The sequence below is a fragment of the Streptomyces sp. NPDC004609 genome (assembly GCF_042873655.1).
In the GTDB taxonomy this organism is placed as follows: Bacteria; Actinomycetota; Actinomycetes; order Streptomycetales; family Streptomycetaceae; genus Streptomyces.
This window is the reverse complement of sequence record NZ_JBIALS010000028.1, coordinates 1-20,418: the sequence shown is the minus strand read 5'-3', so window position 1 is coordinate 20,418 and position 20,418 is coordinate 1. Positions and strand designations below refer to the sequence as shown.

At 72.1% G+C, this 20,418-nt stretch carries 16 protein-coding genes; 7 read left to right on the top strand and 9 right to left on the bottom strand.

Translation table 11 applies throughout. From position 1 onward, the window contains the following. Nucleotides 1-102 precede the first annotated feature (102 nt). From thpR to ACFYT4_RS25175, 6 genes are all read right to left on the bottom strand, one after another. Entirely contained in the window at nucleotides 103-687 is a 585-nt protein-coding gene (gene thpR, locus ACFYT4_RS25200) for an RNA 2',3'-cyclic phosphodiesterase (RefSeq protein ID WP_389273234.1), read from the bottom strand. Between the two features lie 214 nt (nucleotides 688-901). Beyond that, the gene (locus tag ACFYT4_RS25195) at nucleotides 902-1,216 is read right to left on the bottom strand and encodes a hypothetical protein (RefSeq protein ID WP_389273231.1); all 315 of its coding nucleotides are present in this window, start codon (nucleotides 1,214-1,216) and stop codon (nucleotides 902-904) included. A 115-nt stretch (nucleotides 1,217-1,331) separates the two neighbouring features. Next, complete coding sequence (locus ACFYT4_RS25190) at nucleotides 1,332-1,817, bottom strand: hypothetical protein (RefSeq protein WP_389273228.1); 486 nt, start codon at nucleotides 1,815-1,817, stop codon at nucleotides 1,332-1,334. Between the two features lie 332 nt (nucleotides 1,818-2,149). Next, the gene (locus ACFYT4_RS25185) at nucleotides 2,150-3,346 is read right to left on the bottom strand and encodes a helix-turn-helix domain-containing protein (protein ID WP_389273225.1); all 1,197 of its coding nucleotides are present in this window, start codon (nucleotides 3,344-3,346) and stop codon (nucleotides 2,150-2,152) included. 427 nt (nucleotides 3,347-3,773) lie between these two features. Next, nucleotides 3,774-5,132 (bottom strand): MFS transporter, encoded by a 1,359-nt coding sequence (locus tag ACFYT4_RS25180; protein ID WP_389273222.1) that lies wholly within the window; start codon nucleotides 5,130-5,132, stop codon nucleotides 3,774-3,776. 24 nt (nucleotides 5,133-5,156) lie between these two features. Then, nucleotides 5,157-5,627: a MarR family winged helix-turn-helix transcriptional regulator gene (locus ACFYT4_RS25175; protein WP_389273219.1), complete on the bottom strand. Its 471-nt coding sequence runs from the start codon at nucleotides 5,625-5,627 to the stop codon at nucleotides 5,157-5,159. Nucleotides 5,628-5,770: 143 nt separating this feature from the next. Between ACFYT4_RS25175 and ACFYT4_RS25170 the strand changes: the two genes are divergently transcribed. Then, nucleotides 5,771-6,076: a hypothetical protein gene (locus tag ACFYT4_RS25170; protein ID WP_389273480.1), complete on the top strand. Its 306-nt coding sequence runs from the start codon at nucleotides 5,771-5,773 to the stop codon at nucleotides 6,074-6,076. A gap of 399 nt (nucleotides 6,077-6,475) precedes the next feature. Here ACFYT4_RS25170 and ACFYT4_RS25165 read toward each other — a convergent pair whose 3' ends face one another. Then, nucleotides 6,476-7,921: an NCS2 family permease gene (locus ACFYT4_RS25165; RefSeq protein ID WP_389273217.1), complete on the bottom strand. Its 1,446-nt coding sequence runs from the start codon at nucleotides 7,919-7,921 to the stop codon at nucleotides 6,476-6,478. Between the two features lie 157 nt (nucleotides 7,922-8,078). Between ACFYT4_RS25165 and ACFYT4_RS25160 the strand changes: the two genes are divergently transcribed. Both ACFYT4_RS25160 and ACFYT4_RS25155 read left to right on the top strand, forming a co-directional pair. Beyond that, entirely contained in the window at nucleotides 8,079-8,369 is a 291-nt protein-coding gene (locus tag ACFYT4_RS25160; protein ID WP_389273214.1) for a DUF2530 domain-containing protein, read from the top strand. Between the two features lie 250 nt (nucleotides 8,370-8,619). Further along, entirely contained in the window at nucleotides 8,620-11,064 is a 2,445-nt protein-coding gene (locus ACFYT4_RS25155; RefSeq protein ID WP_389273211.1) for an HAD-IC family P-type ATPase, read from the top strand. Between the two features lie 241 nt (nucleotides 11,065-11,305). Here the strand turns inward: ACFYT4_RS25155 and ACFYT4_RS25150 are convergent, their stop codons facing one another. Beyond that, nucleotides 11,306-14,464, bottom strand: coding sequence for a sacsin N-terminal ATP-binding-like domain-containing protein (locus ACFYT4_RS25150; protein ID WP_389273208.1), 3,159 nt, complete (start codon nucleotides 14,462-14,464; stop codon nucleotides 11,306-11,308). Between the two features lie 797 nt (nucleotides 14,465-15,261). Then, nucleotides 15,262-16,197, bottom strand: coding sequence for a DUF3027 domain-containing protein (locus tag ACFYT4_RS25145; RefSeq protein ID WP_389273205.1), 936 nt, complete (start codon nucleotides 16,195-16,197; stop codon nucleotides 15,262-15,264). Nucleotides 16,198-16,499: 302 nt separating this feature from the next. On the opposite strand from ACFYT4_RS25145, the gene ACFYT4_RS25140 reads away from it, so the two are divergent. The 4 genes from ACFYT4_RS25140 to ACFYT4_RS25125 all read left to right on the top strand — a co-directional run bounded on the left by ACFYT4_RS25140 (nucleotide 16,500) and on the right by ACFYT4_RS25125 (nucleotide 20,328). Then, entirely contained in the window at nucleotides 16,500-17,849 is a 1,350-nt protein-coding gene (locus ACFYT4_RS25140; protein ID WP_389273202.1) for an MFS transporter, read from the top strand. A gap of 363 nt (nucleotides 17,850-18,212) precedes the next feature. Continuing rightward, the gene (locus tag ACFYT4_RS25135) at nucleotides 18,213-18,689 is read left to right on the top strand and encodes a DUF2771 domain-containing protein (protein WP_389273199.1); all 477 of its coding nucleotides are present in this window, start codon (nucleotides 18,213-18,215) and stop codon (nucleotides 18,687-18,689) included. Nucleotides 18,690-18,715: 26 nt separating this feature from the next. Beyond that, nucleotides 18,716-19,471, top strand: coding sequence for a futalosine hydrolase (locus tag ACFYT4_RS25130; RefSeq protein ID WP_389273196.1), 756 nt, complete (start codon nucleotides 18,716-18,718; stop codon nucleotides 19,469-19,471). Continuing rightward, entirely contained in the window at nucleotides 19,468-20,328 is an 861-nt protein-coding gene (locus ACFYT4_RS25125; protein WP_389273194.1) for a 1,4-dihydroxy-6-naphthoate synthase, read from the top strand. Before ACFYT4_RS25130 ends, ACFYT4_RS25125 begins: the two co-directional genes overlap by 4 nt. The last annotated feature ends 90 nt before the right edge of the window (nucleotides 20,329-20,418 follow it).

Here is a 20,418-nt window from a genome sequence, read left to right as displayed (position 1 = left end):
CGCCCCGCCCGGCACCTTCACCCGACCGGCCCCGGACCGGCGGATCGCGCCGGACGCCGTCGCCGGCCACCCCCGAGGCCGTCCGGAACGGTGGCCGGGCGCTTAACCAGGCCGTCCGGCGGAACCCGCGCCCAGGGCCCACGTTCCGACGGTCTCGTACCGGGGCTCTTGCCTTTCGAGCCCGCCGACCGGCAGATGGCTGCGGACGAGCGCCAGCTCGGCCACCTCCCAGGGCATGCCGTCGAAGCCGCTCAGCGCCTCGGCGTAGGGGCGCAGGGCGGTGTCCGTGCGATTGCGTGCGACCGTGAGATGCGGGGTGTGGCGCCGGCGCTCCTCCATCGGGATCCCGGTCCGCCGCGCGGCCGCGTCCGCCCGTTCCGCGAGCAGCCTCATCTCCTCGACCCCACCCTCCGCCCCGGCCCACAGCGCCCGGTTCCCGAAGTGCCCGCTCCCGTGGATCCCCAACGGGAACGGCCCACTCCGCCGCGCTGCCCTCCCGAGCCGCTCCGCCAGCTCGGGCAGCAGCTTCTCGTCGACCTCCCCCATGAACGCGAGCGTGAAGTGCCACCCGCCCCGCCCGGTCCAGCGCAGCCGGTCCGCGCCCTCCATCTCCCTCACCCGGTCCACGGCGACCCCGAGTTCGGCGATGGCGTCGGCGGGCGGCAGTACGGCGGCGAAGATTCTCATACGGCCGAGTCTGTCGCACGTGGCGGCTCAGGGGCAGGCGGTGTTTCGTCGTCGGGGGTGGGGCCCGGGGTGAGGAGGGGGGCGCAGTGGGGACATGCGTAGTGAAGCGAGCGTCCGGCCCAGCGAAGGGGTACGGGGGCGAGGGTGGGGCGACCGCAGTGGGCGCAGTCGGCGGTGAGGAGATCGGGTACGGGGACGGTGAGCCCGTCGACGGTCATCCGGGCGCTCCCGGAAGCCCGGCCATGTCCGGGCCCTGGGCCATGTGGACGAGTACCCGGCGGGGCCGGGGTCGTATGGTCCGGAGTCGCAGGGTGTCATCGAGGGTTGCGTAGGGGCGTACGAGGTGGGTGTCCTCGCCGCGCAACGGGGTGTGGCGTTCGATGACGTGTCGGGGGTCGGGGGTCGTCCAGGACCGGATCCACGGATCCGCCGGTGCCGAGGCGGTCCCGGCGGCGGTGCGGTGGTGTCCATGGGCCGGTAACACCCGCCCCAGCACCCACATCAGGACTCGGTTGATGAGCGTACGCATGGGTGATCTGCTCCGGTTTCGACTGTTGAAGGGGGGTGGCCCCGGCCTGCCTGGGGGTGACAGACCAGGGCCCGGAACGCCCGCGACGAGTCGGCGGGATCGCGGGCGGGGTCTGTCAGCCGTCCGGCTCCTCCCCGCGTCTCGGGGGAACCTCATCCCGGGGCCAGACGACGTCGGCGTACTCGTGGTGGTGATCGCCCTCGTGTCCGGAACCGAGGGTGCAATTCCGCGCGGGCGCGTCCGGCTTGGGCACCCAGCACAGGTCCAGCCCCAGCCCCTGCCGCTCGGGCGACGGCGGCGCGTAGACAGGCCCGGACGGACGGGCGACCGTGTCACCCACGGCATCCGGGGCCGTCGGGTCCGCCGATCGGCTCCCGGCCGGGACGACGCGCAGATACTCCGTCGTGATCTCCCGGAACCCTGAATGCCCGGTCGCCCGCGCGTGCGCGATCGCCCACGCGTCCGGGCCGAGACCTTCCGTACACGCCTCGGACTGCCCGTCCCCCGAGGTGCACTCGATCTCCCGCATGGGCGCGGAGACCCCTGGGGAGCGGTCCGGGCCGATCGCCCGGTCCGTGGACGTGTCCAGCGACGCCGTCACGCCGCCTTCGCCATGCACCGAGCACAGGAGCACGGCGGGAACGCCGAAAACTGTGCCGGCTCATCGGGCGGCAAGAAGACGTGCGCCCTGGCAGGCGTACGGACCAACGTCTGCCGGTTGACCCGGTAGACGGTGATGGTCAGCCCTTCACTCGGGCTGCCTTGATCTGTCGTCACGGTTGGCTCCTGAACTGCCGCAGGTGCGGCCCCAAGCAGGTCCCGCAAAAGGTCCCTGCCAGTGCCGTCGCATCAGGAGAGTCACGCTATGAATCCAAACAGTGACAGTACAGCGGCGGACTGTCCCAGATTGCGGATCAGGTAGGACGCTGCGCCCTACCCCATCAGGCCCAGTCGGTCGGCCAGTCCCACCACGGCCGTATCGCGGCGGGGTGCGCGCTCGCGCAGTTCGGCGACCAGACGGCGGGACGTGGAGTGATAGCGCATCCACTCGGGAGCGTCGGCCTCGGCCCTCAGCAAGGCGTTCTCTGCTCCAAGGTCATCGCCGAGATCGCCGTACGCCAGGGCACGGTCGACATGGAAGCGGGCCCGCCATGTCGGCGGCAGCGACGCGAGATCGGGAACGGTACGAGCCGCCCGGATCGCCTCGTCGCTCTTCTCCATCTCCACGAGGAAGTTGACACCCGCAATGCCCGCGTTCGTGGGCCCGAACGGAATGGCGTGGATCAGACGGTCCTCGCCCATGCTCGCGGCGGCCCCTTTGGCCAGCCGGAGCAGATCGGTCACCGTGCCGTGCTTCTCCTGCCGAACGGCGGCCGTGGCTGCTCGCAGCAGCAGAATCCCCCACAAGGCGAGATCCTCGGGCCGCGACCGGAACCCCGGCTCGATCCGGGCGGCGTGGTCGAGCGCGATGCGCTCGGCGTCGTCCAGCCGCCCCTGACTGGTGAACACCCACGACAGCGTCGACACGGCCAACGTCTCCAGGTTCGGATCGTCGCACAGCCGAATCGCCGCCAGAGAGCGCTCCATCGCGGTGAACGCCGCGTCCTCCTTGCCGAGGGCGGTCAGTGTGGTCGCCGCGACCTGGTAGGCCACCGCGAGAACGGAGTTCGCGGCTGCGGCGTCACCATCCGTATGGGCGTGCGCCGCCGCGCGGGCGTCACGGATGAGCTGAGGCAGCAGCATGCCGATCTCGCCCATGCGGCCCTCGCGCCGGATGGCCTCCGTCGACCTCAGGGCGGCACGCAGTTCCTCGATGCCGGGCGGGTCCTCCGGATCCGTTTCTCCGCCGAGCAGATCGGCCACGGGAGAAACGGCCTGCCGGAGTGCCAGGACGGAGGGCAGCCCGTCCTCCGCGGGCTCGGACGCTTCGAAGGTACTGGGCTGCCCCACCAGATAGCTGGGCTCGGTGTCCAGTGCACGGGCCAGGGCGTTGATGCTGGACAGCCGCGCCGTCTTCCGCCGCCCCTGTTCCAGCTTCCGTACTACGTCGACGGAGAGGTTCGCGCGCTCGGCCAGGTACTCCTGGGTCATTCCGCGACGCAGACGCAACTCCGCGAGCCGATCGCCCATGCCCGATTCGATAGCCACAGCCACCCCCGCCGGAAGGTCCGGGTTCCACGGTACGCGAGGCGAGTTGGCGCAACGCCGCACCCGACTCCTCGTCCGCCACGGTAGGCACACCCGCAGCACTCGACGCACACCGGCCTCGGAGCGAGGGTCCCATCCAGCGGACGGGAGTGCCCTCGGGTGAGGCGGCGGCCTTGCGCCCATGCGGCCAGGGTGGCATCGCATGCCTTGTTCCAGCAGGTGTGCCTCTGGTCAGCGGAGATTCCACACGCCAAGCAGGACAACTTGCCCGGTCCGATGACTTTGCTGGGTCAGTAAAGTCGCCGATCCAGGCAAGTTTTCCTGGATGCCGAGCTTGCCTGAGTCGGGCAACCCGGCCTCTCAAGCAACTCTCCTCATCCGGAACGGTCCGCGCGCACGCCGCGTCACCTCACGCCGCCGTCGCCAGCCGCTCCCTGTGCTCCTTCGGGACGAGTTCCACATGCTTGCGGCCCGGCCGCAGGTCCACCTTCAGCCGCAGGCCGCCCGAGCGGGCGAGCATCGCGCCGACGGCGAGGGCCGCCAGGAGGGAGACCGCGCCGCCCGCCGCGAAGCCGAGCCGGGGGCCGTACGCGTCGGTGATCCAGCCGACGAGGGGCGCGCCGACGGGCGTGCCGCCGACGAAGACCATCATGTAGAGGCTCATGACCCGGCCCCGGACGGCCGGATCCGTCGCCATCTGGATGCTGGAGTTGGCGATGACGTTGACGGTGAGGCCGAACATGCCGATCGGGGCCATCAGGGCCGCGAACATCCAGAACTCGGGGGCGAACGCGGCGACGATCTCCAGGCCGCCGAAGAGGACCGCCGCGCCGACCATCAGCCTCAGCCGGGAGGCGCCGCGCCGGGCGGCGAGGAGCGCGCCCGCGAGGGAGCCGATGGCGATCAGGGTGTTGAGCAGGCCGTAGGTACTGGCCCCGGAGCGGTAGACCTCGTGGACGAACGCCGAGAGCCAGATCGGGAAGTTGAAGCCGAACGTGCCGACGAATCCGACGAGGACGATCGGCCAGATCAGTTCGGGGTGGGACGAGACGTATCTCAGCCCCTCGCGGAGCTGCCCCTTCGCGCGGGGTGTGCGAACGGACTTGTGCAGCTCGCCCGGCCGCATCAGCAGCAGGGAGACGATGGGCGCGAGGAAGGACAGACCGTTGAAGAGGAAGGCGTAGCCGCTGCCGACGGCGGTGATCAGGACACCGGCGACGGCGGGGCCGACGAGCCGCGCGGACTGGAAGTTCGCGGAGTTCAGGCTGACCGCGTTGGCGAGCTGGTCGGGGCCGACCATCTCGGAGACGAAGGTCTGGCGGGCGGGGTTGTCGACGACGGTGACGAGCCCGAGCAGGAAGGCGGTGAGGTAGACGTGCCAGACCTCGACGCTGCCGGTCAGGGTGAGGGCGGCCAGCGCGAGACCGGTCAGGCCCATCGCGCTCTGGGTGGCCAGCAGCAGGGGCCGCTTGGGCAGCCGGTCGGCGAGGACACCGCCGTACAGTCCGAAGAGCAGCATCGGCAGGAACTGCAGGGCGACGGTGATGCCGACGGCGGACGCGGATCCCGTCATGGTGAGGACCAGCCAGTCCTGGGCGATGCGCTGCATCCAGGTGCCGGTGTTGGAGACGGCCTGGCCGGTGGCGAAGAGCCGGTAGTTACGGATCTTCAGTGAGCTGAACATGCTGGTCGGTGCGGGTGCCCCGGATGCCGGAACGGCTGTGGGGTCGGGTGCGGGTGCGGAGTCTGCTCCGGGTCCCGTACGCAAAACGGTTCGCCTCCTCAGGCTGGTCTACAGGTGTGCGAGCTTCTCCAGGACCGGGGCGGCGGCGCGGAGCTTGGCCCATTCGTCCTCGTCGAGACCCTCGGCGAGCGTGGACAGCCAGGCGTTCCGCTTGCGGCGGCTCTCTTCGAGCATCGCCTCGGCCTGCTCGGTCTGGCTGACGACCTTCTGCCGGCGGTCGTCGGGGTGCGGCTCCAGCCGGACCAGCCCCTTGGCCTCCAGCAGTGCGACGATCCGGGTCATGGACGGCGGCTGGACATGCTCCTTGCGTGCCAGCTCGCCGGGGGTGGCCGAGCCACAGCGGGCGAGGGTGCCGAGCACCGACATCTCGGTGGGGCTCAGCGACTCGTCGACACGCTGGTGCTTCAGCCTGCGGCCCAGCCGCATCACGGCCGAGCGCAGAGCGTTCACTGCGGCTTGATCGGCGTCGGCGTCGGCGCGGGCGCCGGCGACATCGCCGCCGGAGGACTGGTCAGACATGTTTGTTAGAGTAACTCATTACCCTACCTAAAGACCAGCCGGTTACGGCGCCAAACCCCTCGTCACCCGTATGAGTGATACATGCGCGGAAAGTGACGCACCGGACATGGCCGTAACGCGACCCTGACGGCATGGCATCGACCGTGCTCAGCCTCCGAATAGACGGTGAGCTGCTCGACCGTCTCAGACAACACGCCGCCAAACGCGGAATGAGCGTCCAGGACTACGTGGTTCGAACGCTCATTCGCGACGACTTCGACGAACGCTTCAAGGCGGCGGTCGACGAGACGGAGAAGTTCTACGGGCTGACCCAGCGTCGCCACCCCTGCGCCCCCGCACCGGCCGCCCTCATGCGCCCGCCGGGCGACCGGCCCGCGCCCAGAGCGGCCGAGGGGACAGGGACGAGTCCAGGCGCCGCGGGATTCCGGGACGCCCACAAAAGGGCTTAAATGGAGAATCGGGCCATTTACCACCATCACCCCTATATGCGCGAAGCCCGAACGATTCGCCCACCCATGCGATACGGCGAGCGATCACACGGGAATGTCTGCCGAGCCGGCCACCCGGAACGCCGACACGGAGCTCATCCGTGACCGAAAAGCCGGAGAAGTCCCCCTGTTGGCCCGCTCCGGCACGCCGTAGCATACGTCCCGGCGCCGCCGCCGACACGTTAAGGGTCTCCAGATGCCCGGGGCGACGCTGTCCCGGCACTTCGAGGAACTCTGGGCCCAGAGCGCTGCCACCGTCGTCGTGGGCGAGTGAGGCCGGACGGGCCCGGACCACCGCTGCCCCCGGCGGGCGGGCCCGGGGCGGCGGTGGTCCGGGGTGACCGGGCGGGGGCGTGGGGCCTACTGGGTCAGGCCCAGTGCGGGCATCGCGTAGTAGAAGACGAAGACCGCCGACACCACGTACATGGCGACCGGTACCTCACGGCCGCGGCCCGCCGCGAGGCGCAGGACCGAGAAGGCGATGAAGCCGATGCCGATGCCGTTGGTGATCGAGTAGGTGAACGGCATCATCACCATCGCCAGGAACGCCGGCACCGAGACCGTGAAGTCGCTCCAGTCGATGTCCTTGACGGAACCGGCCAGGATCAGGAAGCCGACCGCCAGCAGGGCGGGCGTGGCCGCCTGGGACGGGACCATCGTGGCGAGCGGGGTGAGGAACAGCGCGACCGAGAAGAGGGCTCCGGTGACCACCGAGGCCAGACCCGTACGGGCACCCTCGCCGACTCCCGCGGTGGACTCCACGAAGCAGGTCGTCGCCGACGACGAGGTCGCACCGCCCGAGGCGACGGCGATGCCGTCCACGAACAGCACCTTGTTGATGCCGGGCAGATTGCCGTCCTTGTCCAGCAGCTTCGCCTCGTCGCCGACGCCGAGGATCGTGCCCATCGCGTCGAAGAAGCAGGACAGCAGCACGGTGAAGACGAACAGCACACCGGTCAGATAGCCGACCTTCTCGAAGCCGCCGAACAGACTGACCTCGCCCACCAGGCCGAAGTCGGGGGGCGAGACGGGGCTGCCGGGCCACTCAGGGGTGGTCAGACCCCAGCTCGGGACGTGCGCCACCGCGTTGATGACCATCGCGACGACGGTCATCGCGACGATGGAGATCAGGATCGCGCCCGGCACCTTGCGGATGATCAGTACGAGGGTGAGCAGCGCGCCGAGGACGAAGACGAGGACCGGCCAGCCGATCAGATGGCCGCCCTGGCCCAGTGTGAGCGGTACGGCGGTCTGCGCGGCGTCCGGGATACGGGAGACGAAGCCCGAGTCGACCAGGCCGATCAGCATGATGAACAGACCGATACCGATCGCGATGCCCTTGCGCAGACTGCGCGGCACGGCGTTCATCACCCGCTCGCGCAGCCCGGTGGCGACCAGCAGCATCACGACGATGCCCGCGAGGACGACCATGCCCATCGCGTCCGGCCAGGACATCCGGGGCGCGAGCTGGAGCGCGACGACCGTGTTCACACCGAGGCCCGCCGCCAGGGCGATCGGGACATTGCCGATGACACCCATCAGAAGGGTGGAGAAGGCGGCCGTCAGCACGGTGGCGGTGACCAGTTCACCGCTGTCGAGCTGGTGCCCGTACATGTCCTTGGCGCTGCCGAGGATGATCGGGTTCAGCACGATGATGTAGGCCATCGCGAAGAACGTCGCGAATCCGCCACGGATCTCCCGGGCGACCGTGGAGCCTCGCGCCGAGATCCGGAAGTAGCGGTCGAGGCCGCCGAGAGGGCCCTTCGGCTGGTGATCCGAGGTGGCAACGGGTGCCGAGGGGGTCATGCGGTCCTCATCAAGGGTTGAGCCTTTGGAGCTTCATACGAATAATTCAGGACATGAGCAAACCGCTTCAGTATGAAGATATGAGAGGCCCTACGCCATCTCCGCGCGTAGACCTCTGGGCCAAGGGGGTGCGATGACCTGCACCTACACTGATCGCATGGCGAAGTGGACCCCCAAGCACGAGGCGCCCGAGCCCCTGGAGGGGCCCGTCGTCGCCACCATCACCGGCGGCACCGTCGTCTGGTTCGTCCTCTTCCTCGTGCAGATCCCCTTCTACGGCTGGTTCGACGAGCGTGGCCTGATGTGGTGGGTGTGGACCTGTCTGGCGGGCGGGGGGCTCGGGCTCATCGGCATCTACTACGTACGGAAGCGCGACGCGGCGATCAAGCGCGCGGCGCGGGAGGCCCCGGAACCCCTCACCGGGAGCGGGCACGACCGGACCCCGTGACGCCCCGGGAGCGAGAACGCCGACCCGGGACGGCCGACCCGGTCGAGCGAACCGGCGGCACCGACCCCGTGACGCCCCGGGAGCGAGAACGCCGGCCCGGGACGAGCGGCCCGTACCACCGGGCCCCGCACCGGACCCCGACAAGCCGCGCCCCCTCCGTACCGCCTTGGGACGATTCGCGTCCTACCCCGGTCTGATCTTGTGCCGCCCCGGTGGGTGAAGTCGTCCGCCCGGCCGTACCGTACGAACCATGACGCAGTGGGCGAGGATTGACACGGACGGCCCCGAGCCCGGCGGCCCCTCCATCGACGCGGGCGCCGAACTCGACCCCGTACACCCGGTGAAGCCACCGGAACCGGCCGGGCGCCCCGACGGGCTGACCTCCGCCGAGGTGGCGGAACGGATCGCGCGGGGGGAGGTCAACGACGTACCCGTGCGCTCCTCGCGCTCGACCGCCGACATCGTCCGGGCCAATGTCTTCACCCGTTTCAACGCCATCATCGGCGTCCTGTGGGTGATCATGCTCTTCGTCGCGCCCATCCAGGACAGCCTCTTCGGCTTCGTCATCATCGCCAACACCGGCATCGGCATCATCCAGGAGCTGCGCGCCAAGAAGACCCTCGACGGACTCGCGGTCATCGGCGAGGCCAAACCGACCGTCCGGCGCGACGGCAGGGCCGCCGAGATCTCCACCTCCGAGATCGTCCTCGGCGACCTCGTGGAACTCGGCCCCGGGGACAAGGTCGTCGTCGACGGGGTCGTCGCCGAGGCCGACAGCCTGGAGATCGACGAGTCCCTGCTCACCGGCGAGGCCGACCCCGTCGTCAAACAGCCCGGCGACCAGGTGATGTCGGGCAGCTTCGTGGTCGCGGGCGGCGGCGCGTTCACCGCGACCAAGGTCGGACGCGAGGCGTACGCCGCACAGCTCGCCGAGGAGGCGTCCCGCTTCACGCTCGTCCACTCCGAGCTGCGCAGCGGTATCAGCACCATCCTCAAGTACGTGACCTGGATGATGGTCCCCACCGCGACCGGGCTGATCATCAGCCAGCTCGTCGTCAAGGACAACAACTTCAAGGACTCGGTCGCCCGGACCGTCGGCGGGATCGTGCCGATGATCCCCGAGGGCCTGGTGCTGCTGACCTCGGTCGCCTTCGCGATCGGCGTCATCCGGCTCGGCCGCAAGCAGTGCCTCGTACAGGAGCTGCCCGCCATCGAGGGCCTCGCCCGGGTCGACGTCGTCTGCCTGGACAAGACGGGCACGCTCACCGAGGGCGGCATGGACGTCACCGAGGTGCGGTCCCTCAACGGCGCGGACGACGGTTACGTACGCAAGGTGCTGGGCGCGATCGGCACGTCCGACCCCCGCCCCAACGCCTCCCTCCAGGCCATCATCGACGCCTACCCCGACGGGGAGGGCTGGCGGTGCACCGACGCGCTGCCCTTCTCCTCCGCCCGCAAGTACAGCGGCGCCCGCTTCGACGAGGGGGACTCCGGGACCTCCACCTGGCTGCTGGGCGCGCCCGACGTCCTGCTGCCCGCCGACGACCCGGCACTCACCGAGATCGAGCACCTCAACGAGCAGGGCCTGCGGGTCCTCCTCCTCGCCCGCGCCTCCGGCACCCTGGAGACTCCCGGGGACACCGAGGCGACCGCCCTGGTCGTCCTGGAGCAGCGGCTGCGGCCCGACGCCTCCGAGACCCTGGCCTACTTCGCCGACCAGGACGTCGCCGCGAAGGTCATCTCCGGCGACAACGCGGTGTCCGTCGGCGCGGTCGCGGGCAAGCTCGGCCTGCCGGGCGCCGAGAACACGGTCGACGCGCGCACCCTGCCCGCCGAGCGGGAGGATATGGCGCAGGCACTGGACGAGGGCGCGGTCTTCGGCCGGGTCACCCCGCAGCAGAAGCGGGACATGGTCGGCGCCCTCCAGTCACGCGGCCACACGGTCGCGATGACGGGCGACGGCGTCAACGACGTTCTCGCCCTCAAGGACGCCGACATCGGCGTGTCCATGGGCTCGGGCTCCGAGGCGACCCGGGCCGTCGCCCAGATCGTGCTGCTCAACAACAGCTTCTCCACGCTGCCGTCGGTGGTGGCGGAGGGCCGCCGGGTCATCGGCAACATCACCCGCGTCGCCACGCTCTTCCTCACGAAGACGGTGTACTCGGTGCTGCTGGCGATCCTGGTGGTGTGCAGCCAGGTCGAGTACCCGTTCCTGCCCCGGCATCTGACGCTGCTGTCGACGCTCACGATCGGCGTCCCCGCGTTCTTCCTGGCGCTCGCCCCCAACAAGGAGCGGGCCAAGCCGCACTTCGTCCGCCGGGTGATGCGCTACGCGATCCCGGGCGGCATCATCGCGGCGGCGGCCACCTTCTGTACGTACCTCCTGGCCCGCTCCCACTACAGCGGCCCCGGCTCGCTGGAGGCCGAGACCAGCGCGGCCACGCTGACGCTGTTCCTCGTCTCCATGTGGGTCCTCGCGATCATCGCCCGCCCCTACACCTGGTGGCGCATCGGTCTGGTGGCGGCGATGGGCACGGGGTTCCTGATCGTCCTGGTCGTGCCGTGGCTCCAGGACTTCTTCGCGCTGAAGCTGGTCGGCACGACGATGCCGTGGACGGCGGTGGCGATCGCGGCGGCGGGAGCGGCGCTGCTGGAACTGGTGTGGCGCTGGGTGGACCGGCGCTTCCCCGCCTGACATCCCGTTCCCCGGTCCTCAGCCCCGGGGAACGGGGACCCGGGCCCGGCCGAGGGAACCCGGTCGGCCCGGGAGGCCCCGCACGACAAATCCCGGGCCCCGGACGCGGCCGAGGGAGCGAGCAGCCCGGGCGAACCAGCCCGTCCGGCGGTTGAGGACGGAGGTTGAGGACGGTGGGTGAGGTGGCGCACGGCCGCGGGACGGGCGTGCCGGGCCGGCCCGCCCGCGCGGCCATGCGTGGTCAGGGGGACAGCGGGTCGAACCAGCGGTCCCGGGCCAGCTCGTCCGTGCGGGACGGGTCCTCCAGAAGGGCCGCCACCTCGAAGCGGCGCGGCCACTGCCCGGCCGCCCAGGCCAGGCCCGCCGCGACGCCCTCCACCGTGGAGGCGTGGACGACCCCGTCGGGGGTGCGGCGCCACGCGAGTTCGGCGCCGCCCACGACCAGCTCGTCGTGCTCGACGTACGACTCGGGGGTCCCGGCCCCGAGGAGGACCCGGACGGACTCGGGCACCCGGTGCTCCTCGCCCTCCGAGGTGACCTCCGCGGTCAGGGCCCGGCTCAGGCGGCGCACCTGGAGCAGCTCGGCGAGATCCGCGGCGCGTTCCGGGCTCACGGGGAGCAGCGGAAGGCCCCCGGTGAGCGGGATCAGATCGGGGGCGTCCGCCACCAGCGCCTCGGACGCGTCGACGACGCGCACCTCGCCGTCCACGACCGCCCGCAGCTCGTCGGGCAGGGTCACCTGATCCGGGTCGAGTTCGGCGAGCGCCGTGTAGAGGCCGTGGAGCTGCGCGGTCCGCACCGGGCGGTCCGGGTCGGCGAGGCGGCCCAGCAGTTCGGCCCCGCCGCCGGGCTCGTCGAGGAGGGCCGCGGCCGAGGTCCGTACCCCGAGGGCCCGCAGGACCGCTTCGTCGCCGAAGCCGGTCGCGTCCACGGACTCGTACAGCCCGTCCAGCAGCGGATCGCCGCCCGCGGCCCGCAGCCCGGCGGGGCGCCGGCCGTCCAGCACCGGGTGATCGCGCAGCCACCACGCCGTGTACGGCCGTACCGTCTCGGCGGTGCCGTCCGGCAGCAGGATCCGCACGGGCTGGGTGAGCGCGTCCCGCAGCGGCTGCCGCGCGAGGAGCGCGAGCGCCTGCGGCCAGCAGGCGTCGTCGACGAGATCCAGATCGCGTACGGCGACGATCTCGGTCGCGACCGGCGGTACGGGCGTCTCGGGGAGCCGGTCGAGGACGTCCTCGCACCACACGTCGACCGCGTCGAGCAGCCCGGGGTCGTCGGGCTCGGCGAAGTCGCCGTCGCGCGGTTCCAGCTCGTCGGGGTCGAGGACGACGTCCGTGGCGCGTACGAGGGTGAAGTCGGCGAGGACCCCGCACGCGGCGAGCGGCTGCTCGCCCCAGCGGGCGGCCAGGTCGCCGTCGCAGAACGCCAGCTCGTCCTCGCGCATGACCAGGGCGAAGGGGCTTCCGGGCAGGACGAGTTCGCCCGCCGGGGTCGTCTCGCCGTCCTCGTCGGGCAGGGCGAGCGCGCCCAGCCAGGGCTCGTCGCCGGGTTCGAGCTCGGCGTCCCGGACGAGACCGAGAACGATGTCGGCGAGTTCACCGGCGTCGAGCGCGGTCTCGTCCTCGTCCCAGATCTCGCCGGCGTCGAGCGATCCGGCGACGGCCTCCCGGACCTGCGGGGTGGTCAGCACGGCCCGGGGGGTCGCGGGCAGGGCGCCCAGCTTCTCCAGCAGGGGGTGCGCGGCGTCCGGGTGGACGACCTTGAGTCCGAGGCGGGTCAGATGGGGCGAGGTGTCGGGAAGCGGGAGGAGGGTCTGGCGGGGGCCGATGGCCGTACGGTCGTCGGCCAGCGGCACGGGGAGGCCGGAGAGACGGTCCGGGTCGATGCCGGCGAGGCTGTCGTAGAGGCGCCACCACCAGGACGGGTCGCGTTCCAGTCCCGCGAGGCGGTCGACCGCCTCGGTCAGCGGAACGCGGGCGACCCCGAGCGTCCGCAGTTCGGCACGGCGCTCCAGCCCGGCGGGCAGCAGGCTCGGCAGCACCTCGGCGAGCACCCGGACGGTGTCGTGGCCCGCGCCCTCCAGGACCTCGGCCTCGATCGGGCGCAGAGCGTGGGCCGGCTCGTGGTCCGGGAGGCCGGTGTCCTCGCGGTCCGGGAGGCCGGTGTCCTCGCCGTCCGCGGTGCGGGGGGCGGCGGGCGCCAGGAACGCGGTCCGGGGCAGCAGCCGGAGGATCTCCGCGCGCAGGGCGCCGTCCAGCTCGCCCTTGCCGAGGGGGCCGGGCACCAGGTCGATCGTGCCGGTGGACACGGGCCGCCAGTCGCCGAGGAGTTCGGCGTACGCCTGTGCCGCCCGCCGGACCAGGAAGTCGGTCAGCGGACCGGGGGCGGGGTGGCGGCGGGTGGTGTCCAGCGGCAGGGACGCGATCAGCAGCGCGGGGACGCCGAGGGGTTCGTCGGTGGGTGTCGGCGCGTGGACGACGGGCGCGGTACGGGGGCGGGCGGGCGCGCCGTCCTCGTCCACGGGCACGGCCCAGGTGACCGCCCAGTAGGGCCGCAGCCGCTCCTCGATCGGGCGGTCCGCCAGCAGACCCGGGTCGAGGGAACCGCTGTGGCCGACGGTCCGCCAGCGGCGGTCGCCGTGGGCGCTGTCCCGGATGTGGACGTACGGGCCCTGGGCGGAGCGCTCCAGTGTCCGTACGCCCTCGGGGGTCTCGACGACGATCTCGGAGAGGCCGGGGAGGGTGAGGAGCAGGGCGTCGTCGACGGAGGTGAGGAGGCGTTCGACGAGGTCGACGGCCGCGCCGTCGCGGAGCGGGAGGACGACGACGGTGTCGTATCCCTCGGGTGCGGTGCCCTCGGCGGGCAGCGGCAGGCGCAGCAGCGGTACGTGGCCGTCCCGGCGGCGCAGCTCGTCGCCGAGGCCGGGGCTGTCCGCGGCGGCGTCCACGGCCAGATCGCGGGCCTCGGCGAGGGACCAGCGGACGCCTCCGTGGCGGCCGACGAGGGCGGGTTCGTCGCTGACGGCGAGCACGGCGGCGAACCCGACGCCGAAGCGGCCGACGCTGCTGTCCGGGGAGTCCCTCTTCGCGGAGGCGCGCAGGGTGCTGAGGGACTCGGCACCGGCGGCGTCGAGGGGGGCGCCGGTGTTCGCGGCGGCGAGGGTGTTCTCCCGCAGGGTGAGCCGGAGGCGGCCGGGGACACCGGCGCGGGCGGCGGCGTCGGCGGCGTTCTGGGCCAGCTCGACGATGAGGCGGTCGCGGTAGCCGCCGAGTACGAGGTCCTCCTCGGCGTTGGCGTCCTCGCGGAAGCGGGCGGGGCTGGCCGCCCACGCGTCGAGCACCCCACGCCGCAACCGGGCGGTCCCGAACGGGTCCGCCTCTCCGGTGGTCCTGACGCTCACGGTGTCGCTCCACTCTCTGCGGTGTGCTGTGCCTTGTGCGGGTGAAGGTATCGCGGGGGCGGGGGTTTCGGCCGTCGCCCTGGTCCTCGCGCTCTGTCCTCAGGCGCCGGACGGGCTCCGTACGATGCGGGTCGCGGCGGTCCCGTGAACCGTCCTGACCTCATCCTCCGTCCTCAAACGCCGGACGGGCTGGTTTGGTCCCCGCTCCCCAGACCGTGGGCGACCCCGGGCACCCCTTTTCGTCCTCAATCGCCGGACGGGCTGGAGGGCTCGCCCTCACACGCCGAAGCGGGCGGGGTCCGCCCGGGCCCCGGAAACCGGACCGACCCGGGCTCGCCCACCGTCCTCGAACACCGGACGGGCTGGAAGGCTCGCCCTCACACGCTGAAGCGGGCGGGGTCCGCCCCGGCCCCGGAAACCGGACCGACCCGGGCCCGCCCACCGTCCTCGAACACCGGACGGGCTGGAGGGCTCGCCCTCACACGCCGGGCGAGGCTCAGGGGGCCGGCCCCGTGCGCCGGGCGGGGGCAGGTTGCTCGGTTCCGGGGTGGGGGCGCCCAGAAGACAGCCCCGCCGGCGATTGAGGCGCGGGGGTCCGGGGGCGGAGTCCCCGGGGGTGGCTAGGGCGTGTATCGAAAGTAGCGCCATCCGCCCGGAGGGCGGGGCCTGCGGCGTCCGGTGCGTGCAATCGCAAGGCGGAGGGTCGCCCTCGTACTGGACGTACTTGGGTGATTCCGACAACGCAGCGAGTGTGCGTGCTGGGCGTCGCAGGCCAGGCGGGACTTTCGATACACGCCCTAGGAGTGGCCGAGGTCGTCGTCCGGCGCGGGTTCCGAGGGGACGGCGACGGAACCCTCGTCCCGCTTGGGGTGAAGCGGGAACACATCCGCGCCCACCGAGTCCAGCACCGGCGGGGCAGGCTGCGGCGTCCTCGGCATGACCGCCGCCTCGGAGTGGCCCCCGCACCCGTACGACAGGGAGACCACACGCCCGTCCGCGGGCGAGAACTCGTTCGCGCAGATCCCGAACGCCTGCCGCAGGGACCCCGCGATCGGCACCAGGAACCCGCAGGTCGCACAGGACGCGGGCGCGGCCTGCGCCATGGGTGTCTTCGCGCCGAAGGACTCGTCCCAGCGGTCGGCGGCGGTATGGAGCCCGTAGCGGGACAGGATCCGCGCCCGGCGCATGCCGAGTTCCTCGGCGAGGGACGCGATCCGGCCACGGCCGTTCATGACCGTGTCCGCGGGCCGCCGGTCGGTCAGCTCCGCGTCCTCCGCCTCGACGCGTTCGGCGAGGTCGTGGGAGGTCTCGGCGACCACGGAGTTCGGCGGGGGCGCGTCCTCGCCGAAGTAGCCGGGCTCCAGGCGAAGGTCGTCGGCCTCCGTCGGCAGCAGATCGCCGGGGCCCATGTCGCCGGGCCGCAGCCGTTCGCTCCAGGGCACCCACTCGGGCGCGAGGAGGGCGTCCTGGCCGGGCAGCAGGACGGTTTCGTCAAGGGTCACGATCTTGGCGCGGGAGGCCCGCGCGACCGTCACGGCCCACCGCCAGCCGCGGTAGCCGGGCTCCTTGCACTCGAAGAAGTGCGTGACGACGCGGTCTCCCTCCGAGACGAGGGACACATGCTCGCCGACCACCCCCGGGGCCGCGGCCTCCTCGGCCGCCGCCCGGGCGAGGTCTACCGCCTCGGCGCACAGACGGTCAGGGGTACGGCTTCGCGTCGTCGCAGCACTCACAGGTCTCGCTTCTCTCCTACGCCGTCTCACGGGTGCGCCCGCCGTTGCGTGAGATACGGGCAGCAGGCGGAGCGGACCGGGGGGCCGCATCGACGTCCACGCCCGGACCAATCCGTCCCGGGCACACCTATACGTCATCCATTCTGCGGGATGCCGAAGAGGCGCGCGGCCGGGAACATCGCCGGTGGCGCGCTACGCACGCTACCTCTTCCTCAGCGCCCCGCCCACCTGCGCGCCCCAACGAGGAGCTAACAACCCCGCATCGTCCCTCGCCGCGACGGGGCTTGGGGCACTATGGCGAGGTGGCAGGAGTCAGTTCCTCCGACGGGCCCGGGTCGCTCGGCAGAGCGGGCCGGCGGATCGCGCGTGCCCTGCATCTGCCGTTCACGGGCACGGCGCGCGGTATCCGGAAGGCGACCCACGCGCACGGCGCGGGTGAGTCGGGGCTCGGAAGGCTGATCGAGCTGCACGCCGTGAACGGCGCGGGGGATGTCATGATCACCGTGGCGCTGGCGTCCACGGTGTTCTTCTCCGTACCGACGGACGAGGCCCGGGGACGGGTCACGCTCTACCTCGCGATCACGCTGGCGCCGTTCGCGCTGCTGGCACCGGTGATCGGGCCGCTTCTGGACCGGCTTCCGCACGGCCGCCGCGCGGCGATGGCGGGGGCGATGCTCACCCGGGCGGTGCTCGCGCTGACGATGTCCGGGGCGGTGGTGACGGGGTCGCTGGAGCTGTATCCGGCGGCGCTCGGGGTGCTGGTCGCGTCCAAGGCGTACGGGGTGGTGCGCAGCGCCGTCGTGCCCCGGCTGCTGCCACCGAAGTTCTCGCTGGTGAAGGCGAACTCCCGGGTGACGCTCGCGGGCCTGCTGGCGACGGGGATCGCGGCGCCGATCGGGGCGGGGCTGCACAGGATCGGGCCGGAGTGGACGCTGTACGGGGCGTGCGCGCTGTTTCTCCTCGGTACGTACTGGGCCCTGCGGCTGCCGCACAAGGTGGACTCGGCCAAGGGCGAGCGCACGGCGCACATCCTCACCCACGGGGCGAGGCGGCCGAGTCTGCGGACGGTCGGGCCGTCGGTGCTGCACGGCCTCCAGGCGAACGCGGCGTTCCGCGGCCTGTCCGGGTTTCTGATCTTCTTCCTGGCGTTCCTGCTGCGGGAGCATCCGCTGGCGGGGCAGAGCGCGGCGGTGTCGCTGGGGATAGCGGGGGTCGCGGCGGGCACGGGCAACGCGCTCGGCACGGCGGTGGGCGCGTGGCTGAAGGCCCGCGGGCCCGAGACGATCATCGCGACGGTGCTGGGCTTGGTGCTGACGGCGGCGGTGCTCGCGGCGGTGTTCTTCGGCGCCGGGATGGTGGCGGTGCTCGCCGCGACGGCGGGGCTGTGCCAGGCGCTGGCGAAGCTGTCCCTGGACGCGCTGATCCAGCGCGATGTGCCGGAGGAGGTGCGTACGTCCGCCTTCGCGCGCTCGGAGACGCTGCTCCAGATGGCCTGGGTGGTCGGCGGTGCGATCGGCATCGTGATCCCGCTGAACGGTGTCCTCGGCATGTCCGTGGCGGCGGGGATCGTGGGCGCGGGGGCGGCGGCGTCGGTCCGTGGCCTCCTGCGCGGCGCGCGTGCGGGGAGCCGTGCGAGGCCCCGGGTGGCCTAGGGCGTGTATCGAAAGTCCCGCCTGGCCTGCGACGCCCAGCACGCACACTCGCTGCGTTGTCGGAATCACCCAAGTACGTCCAGTACGAGGGCGACCCTCCGCCTTGCGATTGCACGCACCGGACGCCGCAGGCCCCGCCCTCCGGGCGGACGGCGCTACTTTCGATACACGCCCTAAGGGCTGTCCCGCTCTTTTGTCCTCGAACGCCGGACGGGCTCGAACGGCTCGGGGCACCCGGCATGAGGGGCGCGTGTGCCGGGAGCCGCGCGCGGGGTCGGGGGAACACGGCCCGGAGCCGCGCGCACACGCCCGGGGACGGACCCCCGCGTGGACAGGGCCGGGCAGACCTATAGCCTTCCGCCTATGACCGTTGCGTTCTTCTCCGGCAAGCGCCGCCGGGCCGCTGCCACCATCGGTGCCGTCTCCGCCGGGCTCCTCGTCCTCTCCGCCTGCGAAAAGCCGACGCCGCTCGCGACCGTGACGGTCGGGACGAACTCCGTCAGCTCCGAGGCCGCCTGCTACAACGACGGCAAGGCGATCAAGGAGGCGGACCAGCAGGACTGCCTGAACAAGCGCGGCAAGACCATCAAGGTCTCCGCCGACGACCGGGTCCGCTTCGGTGTCGACCCGGAGATCGCGGACAACGGCTGGACCCTGTTCATCGACGGCCAGCAGGCCGAGCAGGAGCCGTTCAAGAAGACGTACCGGACCGTCCCCGCCAGCGCCTTCTTCGCCTCGCAGACCGGCAAGGCGTCCACCAAGGCGTACATCAGCATCGTCGAGGCGAAGAACAACAAGATCACCGGCGTCTGGCAGTTCACACTGGAGAAGACCTCCTGACCCGGTCCGGCAGCGGAGGAGGAGCGGTGCGCGTCCTGGTGGTGACCGCGGTGGCGGCGGAGGCGGACTCCGTCGCCGCGGGTCTCGCCGCGGCCCGCGCGCCCGGCCCCGCCGCCGGACCCGTCACGGCTCCCGCGCCCAGCGCCGACGACCCCGCTGCCGGGAACGCCTCGCCGCCCCCGCTGCCCTATCGCCTCACCCGTCATCACTCCCCCGCCGTCGACATCCTCGTCGCGGGGGTCGGGCCGGCCGCGGCGGCCGCCGGGACCGCCGCCGCGCTGGCCCGTGCCCCGTACGGGCTCGTCGTCTCCGCCGGAATCGGCGGGGGCTTCGGCTCGCGCGCGCCCGTCGGCTCGCTCGTGGTCGCCGAGGTGATCGTCGCCGCCGATCTGGGGGCCGACACGCCCGAGGGTTACGTTCCCGTCGACGAACTCGGCTTCGGCCGGACGCGCCACCTTCCGCCCGCCGCCCTCGCCTCGCGTGCCGCCGGGGCGACGGGCGCGCTGCTCGCGCCCGTCCTCACGGTCTCGACGGTCACCGGCTCGGCCGCGCGTGCGGCGGAGCTGGCGGAGCGTCACCCGGGCGCCGGAGCCGAGGCGATGGAGGGCTTCGGGGTCGCGGAGGCGGCGGTCGCGCACGGTGTGCCCGTGCTGGAGATCCGGGCGGTCTCCAACCCCGTGGGCCCGCGCGACAGGGCGGCCTGGCGGATCAAGGACGCCCTGGAGGCGCTGGCCCACGCCTTCCAGCAGCTCGGCCCGCTCTTCGAGGAGGAGTCGCCGTGACCCGCCGGACCGCGTACGACATCGCGTACTCACCCTGCCCGAACGACACCTTCGTGTTCGACGCGTGGGCGCACGGCCGGGTGCCGGGCGCACCCCCCATCGAGGTCACGTTCGCGGACATCGACATCACCAACGGCATGGCCGAGCGCGGCGAGGGCGACATCCTGAAGGTGTCGTACGCGGTGCTGCCGTGGGTCCTCGACGAGTACGCCCTGCTGCCCTGCGGGGGCGCGCTCGGCCGTGGCTGCGGTCCGCTCGTGCTGTCCCGCGAGGAGGGCATCGACCTGGCCGGGAGAACGGTCGCGGTGCCGGGCGAGCGCTCGACGGCGTATCTGCTGTTCCGGCTGTGGGCCGCGGACCGGGTCCCCGGCGGGGTCGGCGAGGTGGTGGTGATGCCGTTCCACGAGATCATGCCCGCCGTACGGGACGGGAAGGTCGACGCGGGACTCGTCATCCACGAGGCGCGGTTCACGTATCAGGACTACGGGCTGCACTGTCTCGCCGACATGGGCGAGCACTGGGAGTCCACGACGGGGCTCCCGATCCCGCTCGGCGCGATCATCGCGAAGCGCTCGCTGGGCGAGGAGACGCTGGGGCTGCTGGCGGAGTCGATCCGGGTGTCCGTACGGATGGCCTGGGACGATCCGGAGGCATCACGCCCGTATGTCCGGGAACACGCCCAGGAGATGGATCCGGCCGTCGCCGACCGGCATATCGGCCTGTACGTCAATGAGTTCACCGCCGACCTCGGGGCCGACGGTTACGCGGCGGTGCGCGGCCTGCTCACGCGCGCCGCGGCCGAAGGGCTCGTACCGCCCCTCGGCCGGGATGCGCTGGCGTTCCTGAGCCGGGGCTAGGGCGTGTATCGAAAGTCCCGCCTGGCCTGCGACGCCCAGCACGCACACTCGCTGCGTTGTCGGAATCACCCAAGTACGTCCAGTACGAGG

Coding starts and splice junctions, on each gene's coding strand:
- thpR (WP_389273234.1), bottom strand. CDS start 687: ATGAGAATCTTCGCCGCCGTACTGCCGCCCGCCGACGCCATCGCCGAA.
- ACFYT4_RS25195 (WP_389273231.1), bottom strand. CDS start 1,216: ATGCGTACGCTCATCAACCGAGTCCTGATGTGGGTGCTGGGGCGGGTG.
- ACFYT4_RS25185 (WP_389273225.1), bottom strand. CDS start 3,346: ATGGGCGATCGGCTCGCGGAGTTGCGTCTGCGTCGCGGAATGACCCAG.
- ACFYT4_RS25175 (WP_389273219.1), bottom strand. CDS start 5,627: ATGTCTGACCAGTCCTCCGGCGGCGATGTCGCCGGCGCCCGCGCCGAC.
- ACFYT4_RS25165 (WP_389273217.1), bottom strand. CDS start 7,921: ATGACCCCCTCGGCACCCGTTGCCACCTCGGATCACCAGCCGAAGGGC.
- ACFYT4_RS25160 (WP_389273214.1), top strand. CDS start 8,079: ATGGCGAAGTGGACCCCCAAGCACGAGGCGCCCGAGCCCCTGGAGGGG.
- ACFYT4_RS25155 (WP_389273211.1), top strand. CDS start 8,620: ATGACGCAGTGGGCGAGGATTGACACGGACGGCCCCGAGCCCGGCGGC.
- ACFYT4_RS25135 (WP_389273199.1), top strand. CDS start 18,213: ATGACCGTTGCGTTCTTCTCCGGCAAGCGCCGCCGGGCCGCTGCCACC.